Origin of the sequence: uncultured Streptococcus sp., from assembly GCF_905372115.1 — a bacterium.
Classification (GTDB): Bacteria; Bacillota; Bacilli; order Lactobacillales; family Streptococcaceae; genus Streptococcus.
Genome location: NZ_CAJPNR010000009.1, coordinates 25,430 through 42,830, shown reverse-complemented (window position 1 = coordinate 42,830; position 17,401 = coordinate 25,430). Strand labels below are relative to the sequence as shown.

Here is a 17,401-nt window from a genome sequence, read left to right as displayed (position 1 = left end):
TATCAGTTTTTAAATGCATCCACGAGAACTTGAAATTCTTCATTGGAAAGGGTAATGCCCTTGCCCATCTTGCTGTGGTCTGGGCTCCAAGTCCGAAGATCATACTTAGCTGGTGCTCCGTTAAAGCTAACTCGATTGAGCTCCTTGGTCCAGCCCTTGTCATTTTCAGACAGGACCAGAAGTTTTTCTTCGATTTCGAATGTAAATTCAGCCATATTTCACCTCTTGTTTTATTTTCCAACTAATAATTCGTAAAAGAATTTACAATTTAGGGAATTTTGTTATATAATATATTGTAACAAGTTATGGAGATTTTAGCTATGAAAAAATATCTCGAAATGATTTTACAAAGAGCCAACGAATTTATCAGTGGCAAAAAGAATGAACAAGGACCAGAGGACAGCGGCCGCATTCTGCGTACCATCGAACTAGCTCTGCGTAAACAATCTGGTGTCCACGTTATCTTTCTGGATAAAAGCTTCACCGGCGATATTGTCAAATACGATCGCGAGCGCCTGCAGCTGATTATCAAGAATTTCAAGAAAAGTATGACCACTATTATCCGAGTGCAGGACATTAAGCGAATCAGTCTCGTACCCAATAATATCCGTGAAGCCCAAAAGAAGGACATTCGCATCACCAATCGCCGTTTCAAAAGATAACTCTTCCATCCAACTGGATGGAAGAGTTATTTGTTTGTCTGAAAATAAATCGAGCGATGCTTCTTGCATCCAGGATTAAAAGGATGAGTACAGATAGGACAAGCATCCTCACAGCCAAGGTACTGAGAAATAGTCAGCTCAGTCCTGCAATGGCCACAAAGGACTACTCGATCTTCTAACCGACTGACAGGATAGGCCAGAAAAGCATGATCTTCGTAGCGGTCATGACAGAGAAAGCAAGGATAGTATTTCTGACAAGCAAAGCACTTAAGGGCTATGATATCTCTCTCACTGTGATAATGCTGGCAGCGAGTCTCCTCATCAAGAATATCTCCGTAAACCTGAATCATGCTATTTCCTCTCTGAAAACCTGTATTCATAAAGATGGCTTTTAAATTAAAAAGCCACCTATGAATATAAGATTAAGCTCGGACGGTCACGCTAGTGCCATCTTCCTTGTAAAGATTAATCAAACCTTCCTTTCGAGCTCGCACCATATCGCCAGCCTCTACAGGCTGCTCCAAGTGAATGGTCAGAAGCTCCATCGGATTAGGAGCCCGATCAATTTTGTTCCCATCAGCATCTCGAAGGTCTGTGATAAAGGTTTCAAAATGACGAAAGCCTGGTCCGTAAAACTCAACTTGATCCCCTTCATGAATAACATTTCGCTGACGAATAGTCGCTGTCTGACTGTCTGCGTCATAAGCTACTACTTCAGCTACAAATTTGTATTCTGGAATCTTGCGTCGCGCTCCGAACAGCTGCTCATTCTCAGTTGGAGTATGATAGTAGAATCCTGTGGCCAATTCACGTTGAGCAACCTTCCACATCTCATCGACTAAATCCTGCTTGATAGCTTCAAACTTTTCAGGACTTTCTAGATAAGCATTCACAGCTGCTTTATAGCAGTTAGTCACCGTAGAAACGTAATGAATAGACTTCATCCGTCCCTCAATCTTCAAGCTATCCACCCCATTTTCAATCATGTCTGGTATGCGGTCAATCATGGACATATCAACTGCGGACATGGAAAATTCTTCCGGAACTTCACCTTTCAAGCTCTTACGTTCTTGTCCAAAAGGCATATCGTAGAGGTCATATTTCCAACGGCAGGATTGCGAGCAGCCTCCACGATTGGCATCACGCATACTCATGTGGTTGGATAATGTACAGCGTCCAGAGTAGGAAATACACATGGCTCCATGAACAAAGGCTTCTATTTCAACATCAGTCCGTCTGCGAATTTCAGCTAGCTCAGCCATTGACACTTCGCGAGCTAGGACAACACGAGTCAGTCCTAGATTTTTCCAAAACTCAAGCGTTTCATAGTTAGTCGCACTGGCCTGAGTTGATAGGTGGATTTCCAGACCAGGTGCTTCTGATGCTGCGATAGCAATCAAAGCCGGATCTGAAACAATGACAGCCGCAATCCCGATATCCCGCAAACGGCGGAACCACTCACCAGCTCCCTCTTCATTTCCCTCGTGCATGACCATATTGGCCGCGACATAGACCTTGGCACCATAACTAGCCGCAAACTGAACCCCTTCTTCCATCTGTTCAAAGGTAAAGTTCCCAGCCCGACTGCGCAGACCATAGGCCTGTCCGCCAATAAAAACAGCATCTGCTCCATATCGAACAGCTACTTTTAGCTTTTCCAAAGTACCAGCAGGTGATAACACCTCTGGTCGTTTCAACTTTCTTGCCATCATTTTCTCCTATTTGCAATATAAAAGTGTTGATGTCTAATCCTTATTATTTTATAGTAATTTACCCCTAAAAGCAAGGTTCTTTGAATTATTTTCACAATTCTAATTTTCGAATTAATTCAAAAAAATAGTTTGGAACATATACTTTTTACTCATGTTTTAGAAATCTTATTTTTGTTCTCAAAAAAGAACTCCTAAAAGGAGTCGTAGTTTAAATATTTATTTTATCATATCAGGGTCATAGTCATAAAATCCTGTATCGAGAAAACGATTTTTCGGATGCAGTTTGTGAATCGCCTCATCCAGCACAAAGGCTTGATCTGAGCTAAACTTGCCTGCTTCAATCAAATCTCTCGCCTCTACAAAAATCTTAGCAATCCCGACAAAGTTGTGACCAGGTGTGTAGAGACCTTCCAACTTCCAGTGGCAGAATCCATGGTCAACCAACTCTATCAGCTTGGTCATCAAATCCAAGTCATTATTGGCAAAAATATGAGTACCATGATTGTCCTCAAAAATCGAGTAATGGCTCTGCGGATCGCTTGGTTCCGCCAGAAAGAGGTCTCGATCCCGTGTCTTTTCATCATCGATATGAGTAAAATTATAGTAATTCTGCAAAAGAGGACGCTTGGAGTGATGGATGACACTAGCTCCGTAAACCAAGACTTCAGCAGGAATTTCCAGAATCTCTGGCATCTTAAAAAGCTCTGCAGAAGGAATCTCACGCGCCAAGACAGCTTCTGAAACACCAGCGTTCTTAGCCCAAAAGTTAATCTGTCGGCTGCTGGTAACCATGGTCGATGCGTCGTAAATGGTTTTTAATTTGTAGCCATCGCGCTGCAGCACATAGAAAACACCAGCATCACCAACGGTAATATAATCTGCCCCAATCTCCTGCAGAAAATCAAGATAGGGCTTGATCTTATCCATCATTTCTTGATGCATGAGCGCGTTCACCGCAACGGTCAACTCTTTTCCTGCTTGGTGAACCAAGTCAGAAATTCGAGTTAATTCGTCTAAACTAAAATTATGAGGCAAACGAAGGCCGTAATTTTTCTCACCGACATAAATTCGATCGACTTTTGCCTCCAAAAGTTCCTCAACTTGTTCTATACTTTCAGCTGTTGCTGTAATAATTATCTTTTTCATAAAACCATTATAGCAAAAAAATATAAAGGAGTGGTTTTTCATTCGAATTTATTCGTTTTGTAACTCTTTTGTAATATTTAAAACTGCAAAAAAATGGTAGAATTAGAGGGTACTGTAAGGAGAGAGAATTATGCCCGTAAGAAAATACCAACAATATGATGACCCAACTGACTACTACTACCAAGAAATTGAATCTGAACAAACACCACTCTATCAAGAGTACTTACCTGAAGCAGAAACATCACCAAGATTAAGTGAACTCTTTTTCTTCTTAAATATTGCTGTTTTCTGTGTCTTGACAGTTTTGTTTAGCTTTGTATTTTTGAGTTTAAAAATGAATACATTTATGTCCTTCACTTTGGCCATTGCTTCCAGCCTGATTAGCATTCAATCTTATCGCCTGTTCGCAAAGAAACGCCAAACTAGCAAATAAACCAACCTTGTGATTCTACGATTTTAAAATATAAGAAAAACCGACGACGCTTTAAGTCCTCGGTTCTTTTTTTCGTTCTTGTAAACAAAGAAGACTAGCAAAATTGCTAGTCTTCTTTGTTTTATTTTTCTTCTTGACTGTCTGTTTCAAGAGCCTTTTCTTCTTGTCCTTCTGTCGCTTCTGCTCCGAAGTCAATGATGATTTCTTCTGAAGGTTCTTCTTCCTCTTCGAAGATCACAGGTTCTTCCTCAGCTAAGCTGCTTTCTTCTTTCTCAAATTTTTCTTTGATTTCGTTAAACTTATCTTGCGAGTAGTCCACGACTGACTTGGTCGTTTCTTTGACCGATTCGATGACTGTTTCAGTTGTAATCTCGCCTTTCTCAACCTTTTCTTTGGTTTGTTGAATTGCACTGACAGCTTGATTTGAAAAGTCTTTAGCGGACTGAACGACAGCTTCGTGTATATCATCAGGATTTTCTTGATATTCCTTTACAAAGTCCCGAACCTTATCTGTCGTTTCCTTTCCTTTCTTACTGGTCAGAAAATAGGCAGCAGCTGCACCAGTAACAGCGCCCAATAACAGTGATGAAAATTTTCCCATAATAGACCTTCTTTCTTATTTTTTAAACAATTTTGAAGCAAAACGCAAAGCAGATAAACCAGCTGTAGTTTTGACGGTTCCTTTACCAGCAGACACCGCTTTTTTACTCAGCGTACGCGCCTGAACGTTTAAATCTGAAACAGATTCAGATAAGTCCGCCACAGCTGTAAACAAAGGATCAATGGTTGCAACTTTTTGATTGATGTCGTCAGTTAAGACATTGACCTTGGCCAGTAAATCATTGGTTTGGTGAAGGGTCACGTTGACATCAGAAGTCAAGACCTTGATGGTATTTTCTGTTTCATCAAGCATCTTACCAGCTTTCTCGCCCAGATTTTTGACAGTAATCGTCAAGTAAATCACGAAGATAATGAGCGCTACCGCTAGTAATGCATAAGCAATTTCAATTATCATATTTCTCTCCTTTCATTGCAGACATCTCTTACAAGAGTCAGCGGCTCTAAGAATTTCTTATTCTTGATAATAAGGGGCTTGCTTTTTTCTTTGGTATATGATGATGCCAATTCCGACAAAAATAAGAATCAGCGACAGCCATTGGGAAACACGCAGACCAGCAAACATAAGACTGTCCGTCCGCATACCCTCAATAATCATCCGACCAAATCCATACCAGATTAGATAGAAGGCGGCGATTTCTCCCTGCCTCAGCAACTTAGGCCGACGGCGGAGAACAATAATCAAGATAAAGCCAAGTAGGTTCCATAGAGATTCGTAGAGGAAAGTTGGCTGTCTGTAACTGCCTTCGATATACATATTCTCACGAATAAAGCTAGGCAGATAGTCCAAACTCTTAACTGCCGCACCATAGGCTTCATGGTTGGCAAAATTTCCCCAGCGACCAATACTCTGGGCAATCATGACACTCGGTGCTGCGATATCTAGAAAATCAACCGGATGAATCAGCCTTCTCCGACAGAAAAAGTAGAGAACGATAGCACCAGCTATCAGCCCACCGTAAATGGCAATCCCGGCTATTCCGCCATTCCAAAAATCAATGATTTTTATCAGATTCTTACCGTAATAATCCCATTCGAAGGCTACGTAATAAAGTCGGGCACCAACGATAGCTACGGGAAAAGCCACTAGGATAAAATCCAAAATATCATCAGGAATAATCTTCCGGCGTGGAGCCTCCTTCATGGCAAGATAAACGGCTAAAACTAAGCCTGTGACAATACAGATGGCATACCAGCGAATACTGATAGGCCCTAGTTGGATAGCTACTGGATCAATCATGTTTCACCTCATTCCGGCTGATTAGATCAGTTAGCCGTTCTTCAAAAATCTTAGTAGCATCGTAGCCCATTTGCCTAGCTCGATAGTTCATCGCCGCAGCCTCAATCACGACCGAGATATTGCGACCAGTCTTTACAGGAATCCGAATACGTGGAATTCTGACACCGGCAACCTCCAGCTCCTCTGTATCATTACCTAGACGGTCAAAAGTTTTTTGAGTGTCGTAATTCTCCAAATAGACAGCTATCTGAACTTGAGAAGAATCTTTGACAGCACTGGCTCCGTATAAGCTCATGACATCGATGATACCAACACCACGAATTTCCAATAGGTGGCGCAGGATTTCAGCCGGCTCTCCCCAAAGGGTCACTTCATCCTTGGCATAGATATCCACTCGGTCATCCGCAACCAAACGATGGCCACGCTTAACCAATTCAAGTCCTGTCTCACTTTTACCAATTCCACTGTCCCCTTGGATGAGAACTCCCATGCCATAGATATCCATCAGGACCCCATGAACACTGGTCCTCTCAGCCAGACGAGAATCAAGATAACTGGAAATTTCTCCAGACAAGCGGCTAGTAGAGGCTTTGCTTCTAAGAATAGCAACCTGCTTCTCATCAGCCGCATCAATCATTTCTTTAGGAATCTCTAAATTTCGAGCAATGATAACCACCGGCGTCTCAGGCTGGAACATTTTCAGCAGTACTTGATGGCGATTATGAGAGCTCATCTTCATCAGATAAGACCACTCTTTCATCCCAATCAGTTGTATCCGCTCGGGTGTATAAAAATCAAAATATCCAGTCATTTCAAGTCCAGGCCGAGAAATATCTGAAGTTTTAATTTCTTTCTCCAGTAAAACTTTATCTCCGTACTCCTGAGACAGACGAGACATTTTTAAGAGGTCTTTGACCTTTACCGACATTGTCTTCTCCCTTCAAATTTGTCTTCCTCTATTATAGCAAATTTTTACCTCAAAAGAATCCTTAAGATTGATTTTAGGTCGAAAAAATATTTTGATTTAAATCAACTTTTTAGTGAAAATAGAAAAACAGCCACGACATCAATCAATCAGGCTGCTGAGAATTTTCTTTTGGTTCTTAAAACAAGGATGGTTTTCTACAAAAGCCGGAACCTCTTTCAGAGGCAACCAGAGATGAGCATCTGTTTCACCCGTTTGATAGCGGACTTGACTCTTATCCCCAGACACAACCACTTCATAATAGTCGAAATGGCACTGGTCTTTGATAGAGCACACCTGCTCCAAAAGCCTGATGCTGTCAGGAACCAGGCCCGTTTCCTCTTTTAACTCACGCAGGGCGGCTGTCTGACTATCCTCTCCTGCCAGCACACTGCCTCCCGCCCCGAACTCATAGTAGCCAGGATAGAGACTTTTATTTGCTGACCGTCGCATAAAGAGAATATCGCCATCCTGATGGCGAACCAAGACATTAACACAGAGATGAAACTGTCCTTTAGGAATTTTTTCTCCTCGAACTAAGAAATGAGGGAGTTGATTTCGATTTAAGTCATAAGCATTCCAAACTTCTGTCATGTTTCCTCCTTGAATAAATTGCTAATATTTTGGTGATGTTTTTAAGTGTCAATTTACCTGGTTTTCTATCCTGCTTCTTTTTTAGATTTTATCTAAAAGAAGCAAGCAGAAAATAAATCATGGTATAGAAATGTCTTACTAAAACATTCCCTACTTCAAGTAAAAAATCGGGAGTGCATCCCGAAATTTTCTATTTTATTAAGAATTACCAAAACCATCCGTCTTTATCGTCTTTGATAGCTTCCGCTTCTTTTCGTTTGCGTGGGCCAGTTCCGTACATTTCTTCTTCTATGTCTTCTTTATAAGGCATAACCATAGCCAGCAGGATATAGATGAGAATTCCCAAGCCGAAATTGACCACAGTAAAGATAATAAAGAGGAAGCGCACCAGGCTCAGATCAAAATCAAATTTATCAGACAGACCGGACAAGACACCGGAAATCAGTCGATTCTTTTTCAACTTATAGAATTTCACGTTCATGATAGAGACCTCAATGATCATATTTACTTTATTCTACCATATTTCATGAGAAAACAATCGGGCCAAAGGCTGATTATGGATTAGAATATTCATTCTTTTAAAAAAGAGAGTTCTTCAGTGAACTCTCTTGCTGATTTATCAAGCATTCTCCGACAAACGGAGCTTGCCCATACAGCGTCCGCAACGGTATTTTTGAAGATTAACTCTGCGTCTGCGACGGATAAGTGCTCCGCAGCTCAGGCATTCATAGATGAGAAAGGATTGCGAGTCGGACAAGGATGGAGCATAACGCAAACCGTCAACTCGCTTGAGCAGTTCTTTAAAATCTCTATCTCCATGGCGGTATCCTTTGCCCTGATAATAGAGGTGATAGTGGGCCAGCTCATGGCGGACAATTTTTCGAAAAGTCTCCAGCCCAAAAGTTTCATAGATTTTTGGGTTAAAATCCAGATGTCCGTCTTTAGGAAAGAAGCGTCCCCCTGTAGTACGGAGACGCTTGTTCCAATAAGCTTGGTGGCGGAATTCCCAGCCAAAATCTTCAGCTGAAACCCGCTTGACATAGTTAGTTAGATTCATTTGGTGCTATTAGAGAGAGGTTGACCTTCTCCCGCTCCACATCCAGTTTATCCACCCAGACTGTGACTAAGTCACCAACTGATAGAACCTGACTAGGATGCTTGATATAGTCTGTGCTCAGCTTGGAGATATGAATAAGACCGTCTTCGTGGATACCGATATCCACAAAGGCTCCGAAATCGACAACATTCCGGACGACACCTTCCAGCTTTTGACCGATGCGCAGGTCCTTGATATCCAAGACATCCTGCCTCAGAACTGGCGCGTCAAAGGAATCACGCAAATCCCGGCCAGGCTTGAGCAGATCCGCAATAATATCTTTTAGGGTTTCTTCTCCCAAGCCTAGCTCTGCAGCCAAACTAGCAGTCTGCACTGCTTTTAATTTGGCTTGGGCTGATTCATCCAAACTGCTAATTTCCAGACGCTTAAAGAGCTCCTCCACCGCCTTATAAGACTCTGGGTGAACGCCTGTATTGTCTAGCAGGTTATCACTTTCGGGAATACGCAGGAAGCCAGCTGCCTGTTCAAAAGCCTTTGCGCCCAGACGCGGCACTTTCTTGATGGCCTCGCGAGACCGAATCAAGCCTTCCGTTTCCCGGTACTTGACAATATTTTCTGAGATAGATTTATTAAGACCAGCTACGTGAGCTAGAAGGGCAGGACTGGCGGTGTTGATATTAACACCAACTTGGTTAACCACGGTATCAACGACAAAGTCCAGGCTTTCAGACAGCTTTTTCTGGCTGACATCATGCTGGTACTGACCAACTCCGATGGACTTAGGATCAATCTTAACCAGTTCAGCCAAAGGATCCTGCAATCGGCGGGCAATGGAAATAGCTGAGCGCTTTTCAACGGTCAAATCTGGAAACTCATATCGAGCCAGTTCACTAGCAGAGTAGACAGATGCTCCGCTCTCATTGACGATGACATAGCTGACATTCGGATGAGATTTCAAAACTTCTGCTACAAATGCTTCGCTTTCTCGGCTGGCAGTTCCGTTTCCGATGGCAATGATTTCCACGCCAAACTGCTCAATCAGCTCTGACAACTCCTTCTTAGATGCTTCAATCTGAGCTGGCTTTGCTGGCGCTACTGGATAGATAACATGAGTCGTCAGCATCTTACCTGTCGCATCAACAACAGCTAGCTTAGCCCCTGTCCGGAAAGCTGGGTCAAAGCCCAGTACTACGCGACCTTTGAGAGGGGCAATCAGGAGGAGATTGCGGAGATTATCTGAGAATAGCTGAATCGCTCCATCCTCAGCGGCCTCAGTCAGCTCGGTTCGAATACGGCGCTCCATGGCTGGAATGATTTTCTTTTTAACTGCTTGCTGGACAGCTTCGATAATATAGGCATTTTTCACCTTGAAACGAACTTCAAAGAAGCGTAAGATCTTCTCAAGATTGTGCTCAAAACCAACCTTGAGAATACCTAGCTTCTCACCACGGTTAAGAGCCAGGGTACGGTAGCCTTGCATAGTTGCTACTTTTTCGGAAAAATCATAATAAATCTGGAAGACCTGCTTTTCATCCAAATCACCGTCTTTGAGACTGGATACGATAAAAGAATTGGTCTGCATCTCATGGTAGGTCCAAGCCCGCAGCTTGGTATCTTCAGAAATTGCCTCGGTCAGAATATCCACTGCTCCAGCAAGAGCAGCTTCTCCTGTCGAAAAGGCTTCACTAGTAAGTTTCTCAGCTTCTTCCTGTAGATTAGCCGCATCCTGTAGGATTAGGCGGGCCAAAGGAAAGAGACCTGCTTCACGGGCAAGGGTAGCCTTGGTACGACGCTTCTCCTTATAAGGCAGATAAAGTTCTTCCACATCTGCCAGCTTTTCAGCGGCTTCAATCTCAGAGCGCAGCGCATCCGTAAGTTTGCCCTGCTCCTCAATCTTAGCTAAGACCGTCGCTTTACGCTCCGCCAAGGCAGTCATGCTCTTATCTAGGTCAATGATTGCCTTAATCTCGACCTCATCCAGATTTCCTGTCATTTCCTTACGGTAACGAGCAATAAAAGGAATCGTATTTCCTTCAGCGGTCAGATCTAGGACCTGTGATACTTGGCTTTCTTTAAGGCCCAATTTCTGGGCAATTTTTTCAATATTTATATTTTCCATAACAATCCTATTATATCACAAGTGCTTTGAAAGATAGGCAGTTTTAGAACTATTTAGTACTATTTGTACAAAAAAATTTAGGGTAAATCAGCGACAAAGAGTCTCCTATGTTTCAAAATTTCATTTTTTGATAATTGGTAGTATAATAGAATTATTATCTTAGAAATGAGGTGCCTCTATGGCTGTTAAATTTACTAGATCAGACGATTTGGACAAAATGTTCGAGGAGTTTGCGACCCTGCCCAAGATGGAAAAGGTAGAGTTCCCTGAGGAAGACAAGAAAAAATCTAAAAACGAGAAGGATAAGAAAGAATGAGCTTCTTCTCTCAGCTGCCGGCCAGTGTCCTGCAAGCCGGTGCCATCTTTCTCTCCATTATCATTGAAGCCCTGCCTTTTGTCTTAATCGGAAGTATTATTTCTGGCTTTATCGAGGTGTATGTCACGCCAGACAAAGTTTATCGTTTCCTACCCAAGAACAAATGGGCTCGGATTTTCTTTGGAAGCTTGGTTGGTTTTGTCTTTCCTTCTTGCGAGTGCGGAATCGTCCCTATTATAAATCGGTTTCTGGAAAAGAAAGTTCCCAGTTACACAGCTGTGCCTTTTCTGGTAACGGCGCCAGTCATCAACCCCATCGTGCTTTTTGCGACCTACTCAGCCTTTGGTAATTCCTTCCGAATGGCTCTGCTTCGTGCTTTAGGTTCTATGGTCGTGGCTATTCTTTTAGGGATTTTCCTGGGCTTCTTTGCAGACAGCAATATTCAAAAAGAAAATCGCAAGGCTGTTCATGAGCATGACTTTTCACATCTCAGCAAAGGAAAAAAGCTATTTCAGGTATTTGTGCAGGCCATTGACGAATTTTTCGATACAGGCCGCTATCTGGTCTTTGGCTGTCTCTTCGCCAGCCTGGTCCAAGTCTATGTGCCAACCAGAATCCTGACCTCTATCAGCTCGACACCAGCTGTTGCAATTCTTCTCCTCATGCTACTGTCCTTCCTGCTCTCACTTTGCAGCGAAGCTGATGCTTTCATCGGTAGCTCCTTGATTGCTAGCTTCGGCCTATCGCCAGTCTTAGCTTTCTTGGTCATTGGGCCTATGCTAGATGTCAAGAATCTGCTGATGATGAAAAACTACTTTAAGACACGCTTTATCTGGCAATTTATCAGCCTGGTTACCGTCGTCGTCTTTCTTTACTCTTGGCTTGTGGGGGTAGTGCTATGATTCGATTTCTAATCTTAGTCGGCTACTTTGAGATTACCATGTATCTGCAGCTGACGGGCAAGCTTAATCAATATATCAATCTCCACTATTCCTATCTGGCATACTTGTCTATGATTCTGTCCTTTGTCTTGGCAGTCGTGCAGCTTATCATCTGGATGAAAAAGATGGAGGTTCATAGTCATTTAAGCACTCGCTGGGCCAAGTTAGGCAGCGTGCTGCTCCTCGTCATTCCGCTTTTTGTAGGAATTTTCTTTCCAACTGTAACCTTGGATTCGACAACAGTTTCGGCTAAAGGATTTCATTTCCCGCTGGCTGAGGGAACTTCAACTGCTATTCAGCAGGACGAAGGCACAACCAGCCAATACCTGAAGCCGGACACCAGCACCTACTTTACCAAGGGGGCTTACGAAAAAGAAATGCGGGCAGCCGCTAAGAAATATGTCAAGCAAGATACCATTCAGGTCACAACTGAGAACTACATGGAAATCATGGAAGTCATCTATGATTATCCCGACGAGTTTGTAGGCAAGACGCTGGAGTTCACCGGGTTTGTCTACAATGACCCCAGCGATCAGAAGAGCCAATTTCTCTTTCGCTTCGGTATTATCCATTGTATCGCCGACTCAGGTGTCTATGGCCTCTTGACGACTGGAAATACCCAGCATTTCGAGAATAATACCTGGATTCATGCCAAGGGAAAAATTACCATGCATTACCATAAAAGTCTGGGGCAAAGCCTGCCAACTCTAGAAGTCGAAAGTTTTGATAAGGTAGAAAAACCGGACAATCCTTACGTTTATCGGGTATTTGAATAAAGAAAACGAGGCTGGCACAATCGTGTCTAAGCCTCATTTTTTGTATTTGAATATGTTTCAAGCAGCGGTCAATTTCTTTCTATTTATCCCCCTTTTCAGAAACCGAATTTCTGAATACAATCTTTAGAAAAATTGTGATAAAATAGAGACATCATTTAGAAAATAGGTATCAGGATGTCTTCAAAAGTTATTGTAACAATTTTCGGAGCCAGCGGTGACTTGGCCAAAAGAAAACTCTATCCATCCCTCTTCAGGCTCTATAAGTCTGGCAATCTTTCCAAGCATTTTGCAGTTATCGGAACCGCCCGCCGGCCTTGGAGCAAGGAGTATTTTGAGTCTGTAGTTGTCGAAGCAATCGCTGATTTAGCTGACAGTCCAGAGCAAGCCCAAGAGTTTGCCAGTCACTTCTACTATCAAAGTCATGATGTGCAGGATACCGAGCACTACATTGAGCTGCGCAAGCTTCAAAATCGACTCAATGAGCAATACCAAGCCGAGCACAATAAACTCTTCTTCCTATCCATGGCTCCGCAATTTTTCGGTACCATTGCCAAACATCTCAAGTCTGAAAACATCGTAGATGGCAAAGGATTTGAACGTCTGATTGTCGAAAAACCTTTCGGAACAGACTTGGCAACTGCCAGCCAACTTAACGAAGAACTCTTGGCGGCCTTTGATGAAGAGCAGATTTTCCGTATTGACCATTATCTAGGCAAGGAAATGATTCAGAGCATCTTCGCTATCCGCTTTGCCAATCTTCTCTTTGAAAATATCTGGAATCGTGACTACATTGACAATGTCCAGATTACCTTTGCAGAAAAGCTAGGCGTCGAAGAACGCGGCGGTTACTATGACCAGTCCGGTGCTCTGCGCGATATGGTGCAGAATCATACCTTACAGCTCCTGTCACTCTTAGCTATGGACAAGCCGAAAAGCTTCAGCAAAGAGGACATTCGGGCAGAGAAAGTCAAAGTTTTTGAGCGCTTGGTACAGCCAAATAAAGAAGACTTGAAACGCTTCTTTATCCGCGGTCAGTATAAGTCTGGCACAGTCAAAGGCAAGAAATACATCTCCTACCGGAGTGAACCTAATGTCAATCCTGACTCCATGACTGAAACCTTTGCTTCAGGAGCTTTCTTTGTAAATAGCGAGCGTTTCCGTGATGTTCCATTTTTCTTCCGAACTGGTAAACGCCTCACTGAAAAAGGCACTCTTGTCAATATTGTTTTCAAGCAGATGGAGTCTATCTTTGGTGAGGAATTAGCACCAAATGTTCTGACCATTCATATCCAGCCGACTGAGGGCTTCTCACTTAGCATGAATGGCAAAGAGGTCGGCGAACGCTTCAGCTTAGCTCCCCTTTCTCTGGACTACCGGACAGACGCAACAGCCAGCGGTGCTTCCCCTGATCCTTACGAAAAATTAATCTTTGACGTCCTCAACAATGACTCAACCAACTTCAGCCACTGGGATGAAGTCCGCTCCAGCTGGGAACTGATCGATCAGATTGAAGAGCTCTGGCATAGCAACGAAGTGCCTCTTCATGAGTATCCTGTCGGTTCTATGGGACCAGATGCTTCCTTTGAACTCCTTAAAGAATTTGGAGCTGACTGGCAGTGGTCTCCAAACAAATAAAATTTAAAAATTGTTCATAAAAAAACCAGTACTCGTACTGGTTTTTTGTTTTATACTAAGCCTTCAAGCAGGCCTTTCATAAAGTTCTCTGAGTTGAACTCACCGATATCATCAATCTTTTCTCCAAAGCCAATCAGCTTCACTGGAATATCCAATTCCTGACGAATAGCTAACACAACCCCGCCTCGAGCTGTTCCATCAATCTTCGTCAGTACAATTCCTGTGACTGGGGTGATTTTAGAAAATTCCTTGGCCTGAACCAGAGCATTCTGACCAGTTGAAGCATCGAGAGCTAGGAAAGTTTCATGCGGTGCTTCTGGATCCACCCGCTTAATAATGCGGCCAATTTTCTCTAGCTCTGCCATGAGATTGTCTTTATTTTGCAGGCGTCCCGCCGTGTCAATCATAAGAACATCAACCTGCTCTGCTTGAGCACGCTCCATACCGTCATAAACCACGCTGGCAGGGTCACTCTTTTCAGGCCCCGTTACTACTGGAACATCTACGCGCCGACCCCATTCAGCCAGCTGAGCCACTGCTCCAGCTCGGAATGTATCTGCAGCTACCAACATGACTTTCTTACCTTCTTGTTTGTACTTATAGGCTAGTTTACCGATAGAGGTAGTTTTACCAACTCCGTTGACCCCAACAAAGAGCATGACAGTCAGACCGTTTTGGAAATTGATTTTTTCATTAAAGCGGCCATCTTTCTCATATATGTCCACCAATTTTTCAATAATCAGCTGGCGCAGAGCAGCTGGTTTTTTAGCATTTTCCAGACGGGCTTCATAGCGTAGTTCCTCAGTCAGACTGGAAGCTACTTGAACCCCTACATCACTAGTGATGAGCAGCTCTTCCAAGTCTTCGAAGAACTCTTCATCTACTGAGCGGAAATTAGCAAAGAAGGCATTGAGCCGTGCTCCAAATCCTGTCCGAGTCTTCTTTAGGCTGCGGTCATATTTTTCCTGAGTGGATTCCTCTTGAGGAAGTTCAACAGACTCTTCTGTAGCTGCTGCTTCTGATTCTTCAGCAACATCAGCTGCTTGGTCGACCTGTTCTGATTCTGTTAGTGACTTAGCTTCTGTTTCTGGCTCGAACTCATTATTTGAATCAGTTATCACCTCGTCATAAGAAGTTGCTTTATGCTCAGTATGAGATGATGCTTCATCCGAAAGATCCGCTTGTCCAACAAGTTCTTCTACCGTTTCGTCACTGCTTTCAGGCTGGTGCTCTTCTAGAGTTTCTTCAGTCTGAGTTGCTCCTTGAGCCACTTCTTGATTTTCTGCAATAATTTCTCTTTCATGCTCTGGCTCCTTGCTTTCTTCTTGAATAGCTTGAGATGCTAGCTCTTCAACATCAGCCAAACTATCTTTTGTATCCGAAATTTGGTCATCAAGTTGCTGCTCGTCCTGATAGGACCGAACAGCTTCCGCTTCAAGATTTTCTCCTGCTTCTGGAACAGGCGCTGTTTCTTCTTCAAGCTCGCCAATGTTTTCCAACGCTTCCTTGACAACTTCTTCAATCGGCGGTTCTTGCTTTTTTCGGCCAAAAAGGCGATCAAATAATCCCATCGGCTAATCCTCCTTTAGTACATATTCTTCAATAGCCCAAGCCACTGCATCCTCATCATTGGTCATAGGTGTCACCACATTGGCTGCTTTCTTGACGATGGCTACTGCATTCTGCATGGCCACTCCCAAACCAGCCCACTCAACCATAGATAGATCGTTGGCTTCATCACCACAAGCCATGACTTGACTTCTCTCAATGCCTAAATGGGCAATCAGTTTCTCCAAACCATTGGCCTTATGGACATTTTTCGGTGACCACTCCAGCAACATTTCTCTAGATTTGAAAATCTCATAGCGCTCAAATAATTCTGGTGAAATTTGCTCAATAGCCGCATCCAATGGTTCTTGAGCATAAGCGGTCACACATTTATTATAAGTCTGCTGGCTGGACAAATCACTAAAATCAATAGACTCAAAGGTCAGAGCTGGATTGAACTGAGCATAAAGCGAGTCTTGATCGGACTGAATTTGATAGACAAGTCCTTCGCAGATAGCATCAAGGGGAATGTGGAGTTTATCCGTCTCCTCGTAAATCCGGGCTACATCATCATAAGAAAAGACTGTTTTATCAAGGATTTCTCCAGTGTTGCGCTGAACAAGACCACCATTAAAAGTAATGGTGTACTCATCCTCTCGACCGTCTGTTCCCAGCTCATGCAGGAAAAAATCCATAGCCTTAAGGGGGCGACCAGTAGTCAGAACTACCTTAACTCCCTTGGCCTGAGCTGCTTTTAAAGCTGCTAAATTGCGGTCAGAAATCTTCTTGTCTGAAGTCAGGAGAGTTCCATCCAAGTCCAGAGCAATCAGTTTTATATCTGCCATTATAATCCCTCCATGTAAGTGATAACCGACTGAGCATCATGGTGACCGATGACTTCCTTGGCGACTTCTAAAATCTCAGGGCGAGCATTTTCAGTCGCAATCGGATAGCCAGCCACCTGCATCATGTGCATATCGTTGAGATTATCCCCAAAGACCATAACCTGAGAAAGATCTATGTCTAACTTCTTGGCCAGCTCGACAATGGCAACCCCCTTATCCACATAATCCAAAACAATGTCGATAGACTTGTAGCCAGTCGTCATAGCCTTGACTCCATCGATATTCTCATTGACCCAAGCTTCACCAGCTGCGACTTGGTCCTCAGCAAAATTGGTCGTAAACTTGAAAATTTCATCGTCGATATCAGCCAAGCTCGCCACTTTTTGAATATTTTCATTATAATGAGCACTGAAAGAAAGATAGGTCGGATCCACAGTCTCCAAGACATAGCAGGCACGTTTGCCTGTCAAAAGCAGCTCATTGACATTGACATAGGGTGATTCCTGCAGCTTGTCAAAAACCTTGAGGTAAAAGTCCCGAGGCATAGTTGCTTCATAGAGATCATCGCCGTGAAACTCAACTAAACTGCCGTTTTCAGCAATAAAAATAATCTCATTGCGCACTTCCTCAAACAGCTTTTCCAGCGACAAGAGGGCGCGCCCGCTGGCTACGGCAAAATACATATCTTTTTCTTTAAAGCGAGCCAAAACATGCTTGAGCCGGTCCATATCAAACTGACCTTTACTGTCCAAAAAGGTCCCGTCCATATCCGTTGCTACTAATTTTATACTCATT

21 protein-coding genes are annotated in these 17,401 nt (G+C 43.2%); 6 read left to right on the top strand and 15 right to left on the bottom strand.

The annotated features are described in order from the left end of the window. Nucleotides 1-2: 2 nt before the first annotated feature. Nucleotides 3-215 carry a YdbC family protein gene (locus QZ169_RS04325; RefSeq protein ID WP_175860060.1) on the bottom strand — a complete coding sequence of 71 codons (213 nt, stop codon included), beginning with the start codon at nt 213-215 and terminating at the stop codon, nt 3-5. 90 nt (nt 216-305) lie between these two features. Between QZ169_RS04325 and QZ169_RS04320 the strand changes: the two genes are divergently transcribed. Continuing rightward, a complete protein-coding gene (locus tag QZ169_RS04320) occupies nt 306-662 on the top strand; it encodes a hypothetical protein (protein WP_002899965.1) in 357 nt (118 codons plus the stop codon). A gap of 26 nt (nt 663-688) precedes the next feature. On the opposite strand, the gene QZ169_RS04315 is transcribed toward QZ169_RS04320, so the two are convergent. The 3 genes from QZ169_RS04315 to QZ169_RS04305 all read right to left on the bottom strand — a co-directional run bounded on the left by QZ169_RS04315 (nt 689) and on the right by QZ169_RS04305 (nt 3,520). Next, nucleotides 689-1,012 (bottom strand): CHY zinc finger protein, encoded by a 324-nt coding sequence (locus QZ169_RS04315; RefSeq protein WP_295505065.1) that lies wholly within the window; start codon nt 1,010-1,012, stop codon nt 689-691. 72 nt (nt 1,013-1,084) lie between these two features. Continuing rightward, entirely contained in the window at nt 1,085-2,371 is a 1,287-nt protein-coding gene (locus QZ169_RS04310) for a U32 family peptidase (protein ID WP_032906623.1), read from the bottom strand. 219 nt (nt 2,372-2,590) lie between these two features. Continuing rightward, entirely contained in the window at nt 2,591-3,520 is a 930-nt protein-coding gene (locus tag QZ169_RS04305) for a peptidase U32 family protein (RefSeq protein ID WP_295505064.1), read from the bottom strand. 130 nt (nt 3,521-3,650) lie between these two features. On the opposite strand from QZ169_RS04305, the gene QZ169_RS04300 reads away from it, so the two are divergent. Beyond that, on the top strand, nt 3,651-3,953 hold the full coding sequence (locus QZ169_RS04300; RefSeq protein WP_223311667.1) for a DUF3270 domain-containing protein: 303 nt from the start codon (nt 3,651-3,653) through the stop codon (nt 3,951-3,953). A gap of 121 nt (nt 3,954-4,074) precedes the next feature. On the opposite strand, the gene QZ169_RS04295 is transcribed toward QZ169_RS04300, so the two are convergent. From QZ169_RS04295 to QZ169_RS04260, 8 genes are all read right to left on the bottom strand, one after another. Further along, nucleotides 4,075-4,554: a YtxH domain-containing protein gene (locus QZ169_RS04295; RefSeq protein WP_295505063.1), complete on the bottom strand. Its 480-nt coding sequence runs from the start codon at nt 4,552-4,554 to the stop codon at nt 4,075-4,077. Nucleotides 4,555-4,569: 15 nt separating this feature from the next. Beyond that, on the bottom strand, nt 4,570-4,968 hold the full coding sequence (locus QZ169_RS04290; protein ID WP_002897219.1) for a DUF948 domain-containing protein: 399 nt from the start codon (nt 4,966-4,968) through the stop codon (nt 4,570-4,572). Between the two features lie 57 nt (nt 4,969-5,025). Further along, nucleotides 5,026-5,811 (bottom strand): prolipoprotein diacylglyceryl transferase, encoded by a 786-nt coding sequence (gene lgt / locus QZ169_RS04285; RefSeq protein WP_125434373.1) that lies wholly within the window; start codon nt 5,809-5,811, stop codon nt 5,026-5,028. After that, complete coding sequence (hprK, locus tag QZ169_RS04280; protein ID WP_295505062.1) at nt 5,804-6,739, bottom strand: HPr(Ser) kinase/phosphatase; 936 nt, start codon at nt 6,737-6,739, stop codon at nt 5,804-5,806. Before hprK ends, lgt begins: the two co-directional genes overlap by 8 nt. Before the next feature lie 138 nt (nt 6,740-6,877). Beyond that, nucleotides 6,878-7,369: an NUDIX domain-containing protein gene (locus tag QZ169_RS04275; protein WP_295505061.1), complete on the bottom strand. Its 492-nt coding sequence runs from the start codon at nt 7,367-7,369 to the stop codon at nt 6,878-6,880. Between the two features lie 205 nt (nt 7,370-7,574). Then, nucleotides 7,575-7,850, bottom strand: a complete 276-nt coding sequence (locus QZ169_RS04270; RefSeq protein ID WP_032906743.1) for a PspC domain-containing protein — start codon at nt 7,848-7,850, stop codon at nt 7,575-7,577. Between the two features lie 138 nt (nt 7,851-7,988). Further along, on the bottom strand, nt 7,989-8,426 hold the full coding sequence (locus QZ169_RS04265; protein ID WP_295505060.1) for a SprT family protein: 438 nt from the start codon (nt 8,424-8,426) through the stop codon (nt 7,989-7,991). Further along, nucleotides 8,413-10,545, bottom strand: coding sequence for a Tex family protein (locus QZ169_RS04260; RefSeq protein ID WP_295505059.1), 2,133 nt, complete (start codon nt 10,543-10,545; stop codon nt 8,413-8,415). Before QZ169_RS04260 ends, QZ169_RS04265 begins: the two co-directional genes overlap by 14 nt. Before the next feature lie 178 nt (nt 10,546-10,723). Between QZ169_RS04260 and QZ169_RS04255 the strand changes: the two genes are divergently transcribed. From QZ169_RS04255 to zwf, 4 genes are all read left to right on the top strand, one after another. Beyond that, entirely contained in the window at nt 10,724-10,861 is a 138-nt protein-coding gene (locus QZ169_RS04255; RefSeq protein WP_002897213.1) for an SPJ_0845 family protein, read from the top strand. After that, on the top strand, nt 10,858-11,763 hold the full coding sequence (locus QZ169_RS04250) for a permease (protein WP_149565293.1): 906 nt from the start codon (nt 10,858-10,860) through the stop codon (nt 11,761-11,763). The genes QZ169_RS04255 and QZ169_RS04250 overlap by 4 nt, the downstream gene beginning before the upstream one ends. Next, entirely contained in the window at nt 11,760-12,578 is an 819-nt protein-coding gene (locus tag QZ169_RS04245; RefSeq protein ID WP_002914763.1) for a TIGR03943 family putative permease subunit, read from the top strand. Before QZ169_RS04250 ends, QZ169_RS04245 begins: the two co-directional genes overlap by 4 nt. Nucleotides 12,579-12,752: 174 nt before the next feature. Then, the gene (gene zwf / locus QZ169_RS04240) at nt 12,753-14,213 is read left to right on the top strand and encodes a glucose-6-phosphate dehydrogenase (RefSeq protein ID WP_295505058.1); all 1,461 of its coding nucleotides are present in this window, start codon (nt 12,753-12,755) and stop codon (nt 14,211-14,213) included. A 50-nt stretch (nt 14,214-14,263) separates the two neighbouring features. Here zwf and ftsY read toward each other — a convergent pair whose 3' ends face one another. Genes ftsY through QZ169_RS04225 form a run of 3 tightly spaced genes read right to left on the bottom strand, consistent with a single transcriptional unit; the run spans nt 14,264 to nt 17,400 of the window. Beyond that, nucleotides 14,264-15,784 (bottom strand): signal recognition particle-docking protein FtsY, encoded by a 1,521-nt coding sequence (gene ftsY, locus QZ169_RS04235; RefSeq protein WP_295505057.1) that lies wholly within the window; start codon nt 15,782-15,784, stop codon nt 14,264-14,266. A 3-nt stretch (nt 15,785-15,787) separates the two neighbouring features. Beyond that, entirely contained in the window at nt 15,788-16,606 is an 819-nt protein-coding gene (locus tag QZ169_RS04230; protein WP_295505056.1) for a Cof-type HAD-IIB family hydrolase, read from the bottom strand. Next, a complete protein-coding gene (locus QZ169_RS04225) occupies nt 16,606-17,400 on the bottom strand; it encodes a Cof-type HAD-IIB family hydrolase (protein WP_295505055.1) in 795 nt (264 codons plus the stop codon). The genes QZ169_RS04230 and QZ169_RS04225 overlap by 1 nt, the downstream gene beginning before the upstream one ends. Between the last annotated feature and the right edge of the window lies 1 nt (nt 17,401).